This window comes from Pseudomonas silensiensis, assembly GCF_050434865.1.
Classification (GTDB): Bacteria; Pseudomonadota; Gammaproteobacteria; order Pseudomonadales; family Pseudomonadaceae; genus Aquipseudomonas; species Aquipseudomonas fluorescens_W.
This window is the reverse complement of the sequence record NZ_JBNDJH010000032.1, coordinates 1-14,317: the sequence shown is the minus strand read 5'-3', so window position 1 is coordinate 14,317 and position 14,317 is coordinate 1. Positions and strand designations below refer to the sequence as shown.

Genomic DNA, 14,317 nt, shown 5'->3' with positions numbered 1-14,317 from the left:
AGCAGCTATAACTCATTGGTAATTCTTCGGATATTCCCTATGCCTGCTGCTCGAGAGACACTACGTAGTTGGTTCTTTCGCCCTTGGTTTTTGGCGATACTGGCTGCTGCCTTGAGCGCGACATTTCTGATGGCCGGCAGCCTGTTCGTGGCCATGCATCAAGTCGAGCAGAGCGAAAGCGAAGAAATGAATGCCCAGGGCGAGCGCTTCCTTGCTCGCCTGGAGCAACTTTTCGGGCAGTTGCGTGAAAGCCTCGACGACCTGGAAGCCCAGCCGTTACGCGGCTGCGATGACGAAATGATCGCGACCTTGCAACAGGTCAGCTTCAATTACCGTTTCGTTTACGAAGCCGTTTATATGGACGCTTCGCGGATCTGTTCCAACCGTCCCCGCCAGGAAGGGCTGTCGATGATAAGGCCGCCAGACATCAAGGGGCCGACCTACAGCTACTGGCTGAACACCACCACCGAACCCGATGAAAACCGCGCTGCGCTGATGCTCGGGCGCGGCAATTTTCGTGTCGCGACGTCTCGCGGGCATTTGACCGACATGGTCGACTTGCCACCGGGAAGCAGCCTGCTGGTGGTGCTCGACCGCGGTACGCGCGCGATTCCGGTACTGGGTGTCTCGCAGGCCTGGCCACCCACCGAACCGTGGCCCCCGAAAAGCCTCGACGCGCTACAAGTGACGCATTCGCGCTTGATTTACCGCATGCCCACCAACAATCCGGAATACCAATTGGTGCTGATCAGTCCGCGCACCGGCATGCATGTACCCGCAGTCTGGTGGTGGTTGCTGCCGGCCAGCCTGGCACTCGCCTTATGCGTGGGTTTTCTGGTGCTTTTGCTGGTGCGCCAGCGACAGTCGCTGGACGCCGAACTGAGTGGCGCCATACGACGAGGCGAATTGCAGGTGCTGTATCAACCGATCTTCGACCTCGACAGCCGCAACTGTGTCGGGGCAGAAGCCTTGCTGCGCTGGCGAAGGCCGGACGGCACCCTGACCAGCCCCGACCTGTTTATTCCGATGGCGGAAAACACCGGCCAGATCCGCCAGATGACCGACTTCGTCCTGCAACGCCTGCTTGAGCAGCTGGGTCAATTGTTGCGGGCCAATCCGCAACTGTACATCTCGGTCAACCTGGCGGCCTGCGACGTCATGGTGCCGCGTATCGGTCAGGTAATGGCGCGACTGTTGACCTTGCACCGTGTCGCGGCAAAGCAAATTGCCTTTGAGGTCACCGAGCGGGGATTGATCGATGTCGTGGTCGCCCGGGAAAACCTGCAAGCCTTGCGGGATGTCGGGCATCAAGTGCTGATTGATGACTTTGGCACCGGCTATTGCAGCCTCGCCTATCTGCAAACCCTGCCAGTCGACTGCCTGAAAATCGACAAGGCGTTTATCGATGCGCTGGGTCATGACGCGGCAAGCAGCGGTGTCGCCCCGCACATCATTCACATGGCCCAGGCCCTGCAACTCAAGGTGATTGCCGAAGGCATCGAACTTGAATCCCAGGCGGCGCTTCTGAGCAGTGAAGGCGTGAAGTTCGGTCAGGGTTGGCTGTTCGCCCATGCGTTGAGTGCGGTGCAATTCATCGAGCTGATAACCCGTGGCCGCCGATTGGCTGCCCGACGTCTCGATGACGAAGCCTGAAGCGGCTGCCGCTTAAACCGACAGCGCCATATAGAACTGAGTACCCTGCCCTGGCCGCGAATAAACACCCATCCGACCGCCGTGCAACTGCACGATTTCCTTGCACAGCGCCAGACCGAGCCCGGCACCGCCCTTCTTGCGACCGACCTGTACAAAGGGTTCGAAAATCCGCCCCTGCTGACCATAGGCAATGCCTTCGCCATTGTCCTCGACGCTGATAATCACTCGATCCCCATGGCGTCGAGCCTGCAAACGTATTTGCCCGCCGGCAGCGGTGTGGCGCATCGCGTTGTCGATCAGGTTATCGAGCACCCGCTCCAACTGCGGCTGATCGGCCTGCAATCGCGGTAATGGCCCTTGCACTTCCACCAGCAGGTCGATGCCCTGCTCTCCTGCTGGGCCGGCAAAACGTGCCCGGGCCTGCTCCAGCAAATCCTCGATGGAGCACGGCGCCAACGTGAGTTTCTGCAAGCCGTTCTGGTAGCGGGAGAAGTTCAGCAGGTCGTTGATCAACTGCATCAAGCGCTGCATCTCTTCATTCACGGTGTCCAGCAGATCAGCTTCACGGGAGTCCTTGGCAAAGTGCGCGCGCTCGCGAAACAGGCCGAATGCCATGTGCATCCCGGTAACCGGCGTTCGCAATTCATGAGAGGCACGCAGCACGAACTCGCTGCGCACCCGCTCAAACGCCCGCTGTTCGGTGACGTCATGCAGCACCATCACGGCGCCGAGAATATGACCTTGTGTATGGCTGACTGGCGTCAGACTAAAGGTCAGCAACCGCGACTCACCGTCGACCTCGATACTCAGGTCCTCAGGCGCCCGCTCCAGGGTGCCGCCGCGCAACACCAGTTGCAGCTGATCATCGAGCTCGGGACGGTCAAGCGCAGTACCCAGACCTTGACCGAGACGATCGCCGTCCCAACCCAACTGACGCTGCGCCACTGGATTGAGGTGTTCCAGACGACCATCGCGGTCAATCATCAACAACCCATCGTCGATGCTATCGAGCACGGCCTGCAAACGCTGCTGGCCGGCGAGCAGTTCATCGACATTGGTGGCCTGATGTTCACGCAAGGCCTCGGCCATGATCCCGAAGCGCTTGGTCAGCAGGTTCATTTCCACGGCCGAGGAAATCGGTAGAGTCACTTCGAAATTGCCTTGGCCGATATTGTCCGCCGCCTGGGCCAGGGCCTCGATCGGTTCACCAAAACGTCGAGCGATAGCGTGGGCGGTGATGAAGCCGATGATCAGCACCGCCAACCCCACCAGCCCGAGCAGGCCGGCAACCAGCAGCGCCCTCTCCCGCGCCTGCTGTTCGGTGGCATTGATGTTATCCAGCGCACGCTGTTGCTCGACGATCAAACCATTGCGCAGCGCATTGAATTTTTCGGTGAGTTCTTTGTTGCCGCTCAATACCTGCGTCGAGTCACGTGACAGGTCATACACCTGCAGAAAGCTCAGGTAGTCAGTCTTGGCCTGTTCGAAACCGAACTGGTGCTCATCGCCGGCCTGGGCATGGGCAATACTGTCGTCAAGCAACTGGAAATAATGCTGCTTGGACGCCTCGAACGCTGCAGGATCCGGCTTCTCGCTGAGCATGATCATCAGCTGATCGCCCAGGGTCTGGCGCATTTTCAGTCCCAGGTCGAGCGTGACGAAATTGTTGCGAATCAGCGCTTCCTGGGAACTCGCCATCTGCATCACGCTGACCAGCCCGAGCAACAGCCCAAGCAGCGCCACCGTAATCAGTGCGGAAATACTCAGAAACAGCCGTGTGCGCAACTTCATCGCCAGTCTCATCGGAGACAGCTCACAAGTTGTACTGCTTGCGTTTTCGGTACAAGGTCGAGGCATCGATGCCCAGGGTCTTGGCGGCCTGGTCCAGCGTATCTGCAGTGGCGAGGACCGCTCCGATGTGAGCTTTTTCCAATTCATCCAGACTCAGCGCAGCGCCGATGCGAGGTGCGTTGTTGACCGGGGTTTCAGCCATGCCCAAGTGACTGATCTCGACCCGTTCCTGTGGACAAATGATGCTTGCCCGCTCCACAACGTTGCGCAGTTCGCGAATGTTCCCCGGCCAGCGGTAACCGAGCAGCGCTTCACGGGCTTCGTCGCTGAAACCCCGAGCCGGACGCGCGTATTCCTTGACGAAACGGGCCAGAAAACGATCGGCCAGGTTCAGAATATCTTCCCTGCGTTCGCGCAGGGGTGGCAGGTGCAGGGTGATGACGTTCAGGCGGTAGAGCAGGTCTTCGCGGAAACGGCCGTCGCGGACCATGTCTTCGAGAATCTGGTTCGTGGCCGCGAGGATGCGCACATCGGCACGGCGGGTGACCGGGTCGCCCACCCGTTCGTATTCTTTATCCTGGATGAAACGCAGCAGTTTAGGCTGCAAAACCACAGGAAAATCGCCGATCTCGTCAAGAAACAGCGTGCCACCGTCGGCCTGATTGACCCGACCCAGCGTACTTTCGCTGGCCCCGGTGAACGCGCCACGGCTGTGGCCGAAGAGCTCGCTTTCCATGAGTTCGGCGGTCAGTGACGGGCAGTTGATCGTGATGCAGGATTTCTTCGCGCGCTTGCTCCAGCCGTGAATGGCTTGGGACAGTTCGCCTTTACCGGTACCGGACTCGCCGAGAATCAAAATATTGGCATCGGTGTTGGCCACCTGGCGGGCGGTTTCGAGCACGACTTTCATCGCCGGGCTGTGAGAGTCGAGGCCATCCTTGGGTTTGCGCACTTCGCCTTCAAGGGCTTCCAGACGTGCCGACAGTTGCCGCACTTCCAGCTGCTTGGCGGTGGCCAGGCGCAATTGGTCTGGGCTGCAAGGTTTGACCAGATAGTCGGCGGCACCCGCCTGAATGGCATCCACGGCAGTATCCACGGCCGAATGAGCGGTGACGATCACCACCCTCATCCACGGCGCCTGAATGCGCATTTGGGCCAGCACATCGAGGCCATTGTCTTCACCTAGACGCAGGTCGAGGAAGCACAGGTCGAAGACTTGGCGCTGAAGCAGCGCGTCAGCCTGGGCGGCGCTGTTGGCGGTAGCGACGCTGTAGCCTTCATCTTCGAGGCAATAACGAAAAGTACGCAGGATGGCGGACTCATCGTCCACCAGCAGAATGCGGCCTTGATGCTCAGTGGCTGATTCCATTTTCCTACGCTCCTTAATGAGTAATCTTGGTTAGTCCCGGAATAATCGGGCAAGTTGCATGGTTGATTCTGGTCGATTCCAGCCACAGCAGCGTAGCTCTCTACTTACCCTACGGCTAATCGCCTGATTTTGTTGTTTTTTTATCAGATAGCCGGTTCGCAGGCGATTACCGCTGTCCCTTTGTGACATCCGCGCCCTCCTCGCAATTCAAAAAAATTGAAAGTACCTACGAATCCATCGTGCATTACGCACGACTTCAAAAGGACCATCGTGCAGGATGCGTCCGGCCCGCTTTCCACACGATTCATAACTAGTTGATTTTATTGAGTTTTATTATCAGTAAAAGCTGGCATGCAGACTGCAATAGTCTGATTAACCAGGGCATTCAAGACGTCGCCCCTAACCAGATCACCACAAGAGTGGGAGGAGCTTCAGGATGAGTCGCCAACATGCCGCCCAGTTGCGTATCTCGCCACTGCATATCCAGCAAGTACTGTTTTCTGTTTTGGCGCTATTGATCACCTTGATCGCCGGCCAGCAGTTTCAGCGCTGGGAGCAGAACAACCGGCAGCAAGAAGCGCCACGCTTGTCGATTCAGCACCCGACCCAAACCCATTTCAGCGCGGCCAGCAGTAACCAGGCTGACAGCCCCCCAATGCGAATGATGGACGTCGACCAGGCTCAGCCTGTGGATGAGATGCCTCGCCAGGAACGTTGGGTGTTCTAAACACATGAACTTGGCGCTTTCGATGCGCCGGGAATAGCACCACAAGCAACACCTCTAAATAGAAGCGTAAGGAGAATCACCATGTTGAGCTGGGCAATCACATTCTTGATCATTGCCATCATCGCTGCAGTACTGGGCTTCGGTGGTATCGCGGGCACCGCCACGGGTATCGCCAAGATTCTCTTTGTCGTGTTCCTGGTGATGTTCATTGCTTCCTTCTTCTTCGGCCGTCGCGGTCGAGGGTGAACATAAGCGTTTTCTGAAAGACACTGGCAGCCGCCCTGCCTCTGGGCGGCAGTGCCATAGCAACAGCGTATGCAGGACTTGTTAATGGAACAGCTGTAGAAAGATCCACGCGGGTACTGAATTCGTAACATGAAAGAAGCAGCATGGCTTCTTTCCACTGCGCTACCCGAGGACGGTAGACGCATGATCAAGGGGCCGGGACGTTCTGCCTGTTTCAGGGGCGGAGTGACCTACGGGTACAGGGAGTACCTGCGCAAGGGCCGGATCAGGCAGAAGCTGCGACGCAAGTTCGTCGGTCACTCATGGATCGACGGACTTGCGAAGAGCTTCCTCAGCGCAAAGCGTTGTCTTAGAGCGTTCTGCTCGCATCCCCGTTTCATCTCCGTTATTCCCTCGCAAAACCATTTCGCGGTATTTCTTTGGTGACCGTATATCGAGAAAACTGCGACTCAACGCACGAGAATTTTCGCGCTTAAACGTAGGATTTTTCCAAAGTTTTAGCCCACATTCCTTTGTTCAAAAAACAACCAATCTCCTCTGCGATGGCCGGTTCACGGCACTTATGCCTGCCGAAATGTCGTATTCGAACCGGTTGGGACGCGTGTTTCAGTTAAAAAAGCTCATGCCGATTCGGCATAGGGTAGGCGTTTACGGCATTAGACGTCGCTTCCTTGCATCTGAATAGTTGCGCCTTTTTTCGCCTGCCAGAGAGCCGATAACAAGCGCTCCGGGGCACCTTATACGGGGGCAGATGCACAAGACTTTTTCGCCACAAGCGTTCCAGTTCTTGCATCGGTCTGAGTCAAACGCAAGTAAGGGTAAAGATATGAAGAAGGCAAAGCTTAGCCTCGCCTGGCAGATCCTCATCGGTCTGGTATTGGGGATTGCAATCGGTGCGCTGCTCAACCATTTCAGTGCCGAAAAAGCCTGGTGGGTCAGCAACGTCCTGCAACCAGCAGGCGATATCTTTATCCGTCTGATCAAGATGATTGTGATCCCGATCGTGATCTCTTCGCTGATCGTCGGTATTGCAGGCGTCGGCGACGCGAAGAAGCTTGGGCGCATCGGCCTCAAGACCATCCTTTACTTCGAGATCGTCACCACCATCGCCATCGTGGTCGGTCTGGTGTTGGCCAACGTGTTCCATCCGGGCACCGGCATCGACATGAGCACCCTGGGTACCGTGGATATTTCCAAGTACCAGGCCACCGCTGCTGAGGTTCAGCATGAACATGCGTTCATCCAAACCATCCTCAACCTGATCCCGTCGAACATCTTCGCGGCCATGGCCCGCGGCGAGATGCTGCCGATCATCTTCTTCTCCGTATTGTTCGGTCTCGGTCTGTCGAGCCTGCAATCGGACCTGCGCGAGCCGCTGGTGAAGATGTTCCAGGGCGTGTCGGAAAGCATGTTCAAAGTCACGCACATGATCATGAGCTACGCCCCGATCGGCGTTTTCGCACTGATCGCGGTGACCGTGGCCAACTTCGGCTTCGCCTCTCTGATACCGCTGGCCAAACTGGTGATCCTGGTTTACGTCGCCATCGCTTTCTTCGCCTTCGTGGTGCTGGGCCTGATAGCCAAGATGTTCGGCTTCTCGGTGATCAGGCTGATGCGCATCTTCAAGGATGAGCTGGTGCTGGCCTACTCCACCGCCAGTTCCGAAACCGTGCTGCCGCGCGTGATCGAGAAAATGGAAGCCTACGGCGCACCGAAAGCCATTTGCAGCTTCGTGGTCCCGACCGGCTACTCGTTCAACCTCGACGGTTCGACCCTGTACCAGAGCATCGCGGCGATTTTTATTGCCCAGCTCTACGGCATCGACCTGTCGATCAGCCAGCAATTGCTGCTGGTACTGACCCTGATGGTCACCTCCAAAGGCATCGCCGGCGTACCGGGTGTGTCCTTTGTGGTGCTGCTGGCCACCTTGGGCAGCGTGGGTATTCCACTCGAAGGCCTGGCGTTCATCGCCGGTGTCGACCGCATCATGGACATGGCCCGTACCGCACTGAACGTGATCGGCAATGCCTTGGCCGTGCTGGTCATCTCCCGCTGGGAAGGCATGTACGACGACGCCAAGGGCCAGCGCTACTGGAACTCCTTGCCGCACTGGCGCAGCAAGGAAAAATTGCCGGTGGGTGAAGTCTCCAGCAACTGACACAAAACCTTGTAGGAGTGAGCCTGCTCGCGATAGCGGTGTATCAAACAACAGCGATGTTGGATGTGCCGCCCTCATCGCGAGCAGGCTCACTCCTACAAAGGTCCGGTGTAAGCCGAACAAACAAACCCCGGAGAAATCCGGGGTTTGTCGTTTCTGGCTACCCCGCTATCATTCGCCACATTCTTCGGGGGATTTGACTGATGCTTAATGGCCTATGGCTTGGCTTCTTCATCGTGGCTGCCGTTTCGGCACTGGCGCAATGGTTGATCGGCGGTAACGCCGGGATCTTCGCGGCGATGGTGGAAAGCATTTTCGCCATGGCCAAGTTGTCGGTCGAAGTCATGGTCCTGTTGTTCGGCACCCTGACGCTCTGGCTGGGCTTTCTGCGGATTGCAGAGAAGGCCGGGATCGTCGAGTGGCTGGCCAAAGCACTGGGCCCGTTGTTCCTGCGGCTGATGCCGGGAGTGCCGGCCGGGCACCCAGCCATCGGCCTGATCACGCTGAACTTCGCCGCCAACGGCCTGGGCCTGGACAACGCCGCCACGCCGATCGGCCTTAAAGCCATGAAGGCGCTGCAAGAGCTCAACCCCAGCGACACCATCGCCAGCAACGCGCAGATCCTGTTCCTGGTGCTCAACGCCTCTTCCCTGACCCTGCTGCCGGTGACGATCTTCATGTACCGCGCCCAGCAAGGCGCGCCCGATCCGACCCTGGTGTTCCTGCCAATCCTGCTCGCCACCAGTTGCTCGACATTGGTCGGCCTGCTGTCGGTGGCATTCATGCAGCGTCTGCGCCTGTGGGACCCGGTGGTGCTCGCGTACCTGATTCCCGGCGCCCTGGCCCTCGGTGCCTTCATGGCCCTGCTGGCGACGCTCTCAGCGACCGCTCTGGCCGGCCTGTCATCGATCCTCGGTAACGTGACGCTGTTCGGGCTGATCATGTTGTTTCTGGTCATCGGCGCGCTGCGCAAAGTGAAGGTGTACGAAGCATTCGTCGAAGGTGCGAAAGAAGGCTTCGACGTGGCCAAGAACCTGCTGCCGTATCTGGTGGCGATGCTGTGTGCCGTCGGCGTGCTGCGGGCATCCGGAGCGCTGGACTTTGGCCTGGACGGGATTCGGCATCTGGTGGAATGGGCCGGTTGGGACACGCGCTTCGTTGATGCGCTGCCGACTGCCATGGTCAAGCCGTTCTCCGGCAGTGCCGCCCGGGCGATGCTGATCGAAACCATGAAAACATCTGGCGTGGACAGCTTCCCGGCGCTGGTGGCAGCAACGATTCAGGGCAGTACCGAAACGACCTTCTATGTATTGGCGGTGTACTTCGGCTCGGTGGGAATCCAGCGGGCGCGGCATGCGGTGGGGTGTGCGTTGCTGGCCGAACTGGCCGGGGTGCTGGGCGCTATCGGCGTTTGCTACTGGTTCTTCGGCTAACCGAGATCCCCTGTGGGAGTGAGCCTGCTCGCGATAGCGGTTTAACAGTCAACATTTGGGGTGACTGATTTACCGCTATCGCGAGCAGGCTCACTCCTACAGAGGGACGAGTTGGCCTTAAGGACGGGGAGGCGGCGCGACTTTCTGCCCTTGCTCCACCGCCCAATTCACCACCTGCGCCGTCAACTGGTCACTGGCCTGACCAAACCCGGTAACCACCGCCGGCACCTTCGCATCGCTCAACGGCTGGCGCACTTCAAAGCGGCGGCTGGCGAGGAGTCGCTGGTCATAACCGCGCACCAACACTGCATCCAGACGAACGACGACGCTCGCGTTCGTGCCTTGGTACTCAGTCTGGAACGCCTGCAGATTTCCACCCAATTCCAGATCCGCCTGGAAGTTGCTGTCATCGGTGCTCAACAACGGCACCCGACCATCACGCTGGAACCCATCGAGCAGTCGATTACGCAGCAACACCGGTGCCGGATCGCTCCAACGCGAAGCCTTGTAGCTGCTGATCAGATCACCTTGAGGGATCACGGCGATCTTCGGGCTGTTCAACGCCTCGCTGGCCTGCGGCTTGGTCAGGCGCAGCGACCAGCGTTGCGGCGTCCCGTGACTGGCCGATGCGCTGCTCTGGGCCGAAGGCAACCGATAGACATCGGACGGCTCGGACTTGGGCAGGATCGAGCAGGCGCTGAGCGCAATGAAGCTGGCGAGGAGGGCGAGGTGAAGCGGCCTCATGGCGTGAACTCCTTGTTCTTGTCATCGCCCAGCAAATAACCGGCAGGGTTGGCTTCCAGACGCTGGGAAATAGCCCGCAATGCGGTCAGGGTGTCGCGCAGTTCACGCACCGCCGGAGCCAGGCCATTGAGGCCTTGCATGCCGCTGTTGAGCGAATCCTGATTGGTCGTGAGCAACGAATTGATGGTCGCGCTGCTCTGTTCCAGCGACTTCATCGCCTGCTCGGCACTGCCGAACATCTGCTTACCTTGATCGTTGAGCATGCCATTGGCATTGCGCATCAGCGTCGACGTCTGTTCCAGCATGGCGCCGGCCTGTTTGCCGACCGAGGCCAGTTGCTGCATCGCCTGGCGAATATCGCCGCGCTGGTCGGCGATGGTGCCGGTGGTTTGCTCCAGATGCTCAAGGGTCTTGCTGATGCGCTCGACGTTCTCCGAAGAAAACATCTGATTGGCGTTGTGCATCAGCATATTCACACCGGCCACCAGGTCGCCACTGTCATTCAGCAAACGAGCGATGGGCGAGGGCGATGCAATAATGGTCGGTAAGTTACCGTCCTTGCCCTTGAGCTTCGGACTCTGCGGTGTACCACCGCTGAGCTGAATGATCGAGGTCCCGGTGATCCCGGTCAGCGCCAGTATGGCCTGGGTGTCTTCCTTGATCGGCGTATCACCGCCCAGACGAATCCGCGCCAGCACCCGGCGCGGGTCTTTCGGGTCCAGGCGCAGGGCCACCACGTCGCCGACCTTGATCCCGCTGTACTGCACGGCGCTGCCCTTGGACAGACCGCTGACCGCCTCGTTGAAGACGATTTCGTAATCCTTGAACTCGGTGTCGACGCTGGATTTGGCCAGCCACAAACCGAAGAGCAGGGCGCCCGCCACCACAATCACGGTGAACAGGCCGATCAATACATGATGGGCTCGGGTTTCCATGTCAGACCTCCTTAAGCTGTTGAGCGGCGGTCAGCGCCGCGCGGCCGCGAGGGCCATGGAAGTATTCGTGAATCCACGGGTCGTCAGTTTCCGACACCGTGTCGATGGCATCCGCCACCAGCACTTTCTTCTGCGCCAGCACCGCCACGCGGTCGGTGATGGTGTAGAGCGTGTCGAGGTCATGGGTGACCAGAAACACACTCAGGCCCAACGCATCGCGCAGCGTCAGGATCAATTGATCGAACGCGGCCGCGCCAATCGGATCGAGGCCGGCGGTGGGTTCGTCGAGAAACAGGATGTCCGGGTCCAGCGCCAGCGCCCGGGCCAGTGCCGCACGCTTGATCATGCCGCCTGACAGCGAAGCGGGGTACTTGTCGGCCGCCGACAGCGGCAGCCCGGCCAAGGCCATTTTCACTGCCGCCAGGTGCTCGGCGTCCTCTCGGCTCAAACCGGCATGCTCGATCAGGGGCAGGGCGACGTTCTCGGTCACGGTCAGCGAAGAGAACAGGGCGCCTTTCTGGAACAGCACGCCGAAGCGCCGTTCGACCATGGAGCGTTCATGTTCGGACAGCGTCGGCAGGTTTTTGCCAAAGACCTTCACCACTCCTTCGCTGGGCTGGCGCAAGCCGACGATGCTGCGCAACAGCACCGATTTACCGCTGCCGGAACCGCCGACAACGGCCAGGATTTCACCCTTGTACAAATCCAGGTCGAGGTTCTCATGCACGCTCTGGCGACCAAAGCGATTGCACAGACCGCGGACTTCAATCACCGCCTCGGAGGGCGCTCGGGGTAGACGACTCACCAGCCCATCTCCATGAAAAACAGCGCGGCAACGGCATCGAGCACGATCACCACGAAAATAGACTGGACCACGCTCGACGTGGTGTGAGCACCGACGGACTCGGCGCTGCCGCTGACCTTGAAGCCTTCGAGACAGCCGATGGCGGCGATCAGGAACGCGAAGATCGGCGCTTTGACGATCCCCACCAAAAAGTGCTGAACACCGATGTCGGTTTGCAGCAGCGACAGGAACATCGCCGGCGAGATATCCAGCGCCACCGCGCACACCACACCGCCGCCGACAATCCCCGAAAGCATCGCCAGAAAGGTCAGCATCGGCAGCGCGACCAGCAAGGCCAAGACTCGCGGCACCACCAGCAGCTCCATCGGGTCGAGGCCCAGAGTGCGGATCGCGTCGATTTCTTCGTTGGCTTTCATCGAACCGATCTGCGCGGTGAACGCACTGGCGGTGCGGCCGGCCATCAGGATCGCGGTCAGCAACACACCGAATTCGCGCAGGAAGGAGAACGCCACCAGGTCCACGGTGAAAATACTCGCGCCGAAACTCGCCAGCACCGTCGCCCCGAGAAACGCCACCACGGCGCCCACCAGAAAGGTCAGCAGGGCAACGATGGGGGCGGCATCGAGGCCGGTCTGTTCGATGTGCGCCACCATCGGCGTGATGCGCCAGCGTTTCGGGCGAAACAGACCGCGGGCGATGGTTTCCAGAATCAGGCCGACGAAACCCAGCAGCTGCAGGGTGTCTTGCCAGACCGCGTCGACCGCGCGGCCGATGCGGGTCAGCAGTTGAATGCCGACGCTGATTTCCGGTTCCTTGATCGGCACGCAGAAGTCAGTCAGCGAGCAATAGACGGTCTGCAACAAGGCTCGGTCGGCCGAGGACAGCGTGCAATCGGGGTGTTCGGCGGATCGGCCCAAACGCTCGGACCCGAGCAACTCCACCAGCAGCGACGCGCCGGCGGTGTCGAGCGCGCCGAGGCCATTGAGGTCGATGTGAGTGCTGTCGTCGTATTGGCCGCGAAGCTTTTCGCTCAGGTGCTTGAGGTCGGCGTAATGGACAAGCGTCCAGTCACCCGTGACCCGCAATTGAGCAGGGGTGTGAGAGGTGTCCAGTCGGGCACTGCCGGGCATTGTGCTGCTGGTCATAAGCTCCGTGCTTTATCGGCTATTACGCAGCTCTACGTAATAGCACGAACGGGTTACTTTGCGGCAGTCTCAGGCTTGTTGTCCTTTACCACGAAGCGCAACACACCGATGACCTGGCCATCTTCGGTCAGCACCCGAACCTGCCATTTACCCGCGGGGTTGCCGGGGAAATTCTGTTTGTGGGTCCAGGCCCGATAGCCTTCCTTGCGCCCGCCGTTGATATCCAGCGGGATACGGTCGACTTCTTTACCGTTGAACATCCAGACGTGATAAATCCGTTCGGCCAGACCTCGCGGGGCATTGATCGCGGTGTACGCGTACAGCCCACCTCCGCGAATCTGCTCGGCGCTGACTTCTTCCAGGCTCTTGCCGGGGGTGCGGTCCTGCATTTGGGTGCTGATCGCCACGTCGGTCATCCACAGGGTCGCCGGCGGCACCCAGGATCGCAGCACCCAACCCAGCGCGCCGATGCCCAGCGTGATACTGAGAATCGCCAAGGCGTTGCGCACGGTACGAATAGGGAAGATCGATGCCAGACTCGGGAACGACAGCACGACGGCGATGCCCAGGGCCAGTTTGAAGCTCTGAGCGGTGGTCAGGTGCAGGATGACGGGCAGGGCGGTCAGCAGTGCCGCGAACAGCGTCAGGGTATGCAGTGCCAGGAACGCCCAGCGCCGGGGGGCCAGCCATTTGTAGTAGAGCGGGTCGATGATGGAAATCAGCGCGGCGATGCCCAGCAGCCCGGTGAAGAACAGCTGGCCGCTGTTCCAGGTGGTGGTGATAAAAAAGAACGGCAGGACGAAGAACAGGCTTTCCTGGTGGATCATCTGCGTGGCGTAGCGCAGCAGAGGCTGGGGTATTTCGCGGTTGAATATCCTGGTGAACAGCTTGGTGAGGCTGTTTTCCAGCATCAGCCAGATCCAGCTGACCAGCATGATGGTGGTGATCCAGGTCGCCAGACCTTGCTGGCGATCCACCAGAATGAAACTGCCGACCCCGGAAATGAAACCACCGAGCGCAATGACCCCCGGGTAGCGCTTCATCAATTCCAGGATGCGCTGGACGTATAGGGTCAGAGTAGGCATTCGGCGGTTCACAATAGTCGGTGGAAAAATCCTCGACAGGGTAACCGCCGAGGGTCGGCGTGGCGAGGGGCTGCGATCCGATCACAAAACCCTTGTATCAGCTGCGTTGTGGGGGGGGGGGGGTTGTAACACGACCAAAAAAAAACAACCCCAACCCGCAACAAATTAAAGTGGCCGGGATAAACCAAACCAACCACCAATCACAAAACAACACAAAAACACCCCC

General features: G+C 59.2%; 12 protein-coding genes. 5 read left to right on the top strand and 7 right to left on the bottom strand.

Annotation, left to right across the window (positions count from 1 at the left end; all coding sequences use genetic code 11):
• Positions 1-39: 39 nt before the first annotated feature.
• Positions 40-1,653 carry an EAL domain-containing protein gene (locus tag QF010_RS30635; RefSeq protein ID WP_033059777.1) on the top strand — a complete coding sequence of 538 codons (1,614 nt, stop codon included), beginning with the start codon at positions 40-42 and terminating at the stop codon, positions 1,651-1,653.
• A 12-nt stretch (positions 1,654-1,665) separates the two neighbouring features.
• Here QF010_RS30635 and QF010_RS30630 read toward each other — a convergent pair whose 3' ends face one another.
• Positions 1,666-3,456: an ATP-binding protein gene (locus tag QF010_RS30630; protein WP_429534567.1), complete on the bottom strand. Its 1,791-nt coding sequence runs from the start codon at positions 3,454-3,456 to the stop codon at positions 1,666-1,668.
• 10 nt (positions 3,457-3,466) lie between these two features.
• The gene (algB, locus tag QF010_RS30625) at positions 3,467-4,813 is read right to left on the bottom strand and encodes a sigma-54-dependent response regulator transcription factor AlgB (RefSeq protein WP_033059773.1); all 1,347 of its coding nucleotides are present in this window, start codon (positions 4,811-4,813) and stop codon (positions 3,467-3,469) included.
• A gap of 436 nt (positions 4,814-5,249) precedes the next feature.
• Here algB and QF010_RS30620 point away from each other — a divergent pair, with 436 nt between their 5' ends.
• The 4 genes from QF010_RS30620 (at position 5,250) to QF010_RS30605 (ending at position 9,377) form a co-directional block, all read left to right on the top strand.
• Positions 5,250-5,540, top strand: coding sequence for a hypothetical protein (locus QF010_RS30620; RefSeq protein ID WP_033059771.1), 291 nt, complete (start codon positions 5,250-5,252; stop codon positions 5,538-5,540).
• 81 nt (positions 5,541-5,621) lie between these two features.
• Positions 5,622-5,786 (top strand): DUF1328 domain-containing protein, encoded by a 165-nt coding sequence (locus QF010_RS30615; protein ID WP_003177151.1) that lies wholly within the window; start codon positions 5,622-5,624, stop codon positions 5,784-5,786.
• Positions 5,787-6,612: 826 nt separating this feature from the next.
• Positions 6,613-7,944, top strand: a complete 1,332-nt coding sequence (gltP, locus tag QF010_RS30610) for a glutamate/aspartate:proton symporter GltP (RefSeq protein ID WP_033059770.1) — start codon at positions 6,613-6,615, stop codon at positions 7,942-7,944.
• Between the two features lie 203 nt (positions 7,945-8,147).
• A complete protein-coding gene (locus QF010_RS30605; RefSeq protein WP_033059768.1) occupies positions 8,148-9,377 on the top strand; it encodes a nucleoside recognition domain-containing protein in 1,230 nt (409 codons plus the stop codon).
• Positions 9,378-9,494: 117 nt separating this feature from the next.
• On the opposite strand, the gene QF010_RS30600 is transcribed toward QF010_RS30605, so the two are convergent.
• From QF010_RS30600 to QF010_RS30580, 5 genes are read right to left on the bottom strand one after another with little or no spacing between them, the layout of a single operon-like run.
• A complete protein-coding gene (locus QF010_RS30600) occupies positions 9,495-10,121 on the bottom strand; it encodes an ABC-type transport auxiliary lipoprotein family protein (protein WP_033059766.1) in 627 nt (208 codons plus the stop codon).
• Positions 10,118-11,056, bottom strand: coding sequence for an MlaD family protein (locus QF010_RS30595; protein WP_033059764.1), 939 nt, complete (start codon positions 11,054-11,056; stop codon positions 10,118-10,120). The genes QF010_RS30600 and QF010_RS30595 overlap by 4 nt, the downstream gene beginning before the upstream one ends.
• Position 11,057: 1 nt before the next feature.
• Positions 11,058-11,861, bottom strand: a complete 804-nt coding sequence (locus QF010_RS30590; RefSeq protein ID WP_429511454.1) for an ABC transporter ATP-binding protein — start codon at positions 11,859-11,861, stop codon at positions 11,058-11,060.
• Positions 11,858-13,006 carry an ABC transporter permease gene (locus QF010_RS30585; RefSeq protein ID WP_429511455.1) on the bottom strand — a complete coding sequence of 383 codons (1,149 nt, stop codon included), beginning with the start codon at positions 13,004-13,006 and terminating at the stop codon, positions 11,858-11,860. The genes QF010_RS30590 and QF010_RS30585 overlap by 4 nt, the downstream gene beginning before the upstream one ends.
• Before the next feature lie 53 nt (positions 13,007-13,059).
• Positions 13,060-14,091, bottom strand: coding sequence for a DUF5924 family protein (locus QF010_RS30580; RefSeq protein ID WP_429534566.1), 1,032 nt, complete (start codon positions 14,089-14,091; stop codon positions 13,060-13,062).
• Between the last annotated feature and the right edge of the window lie 226 nt (positions 14,092-14,317).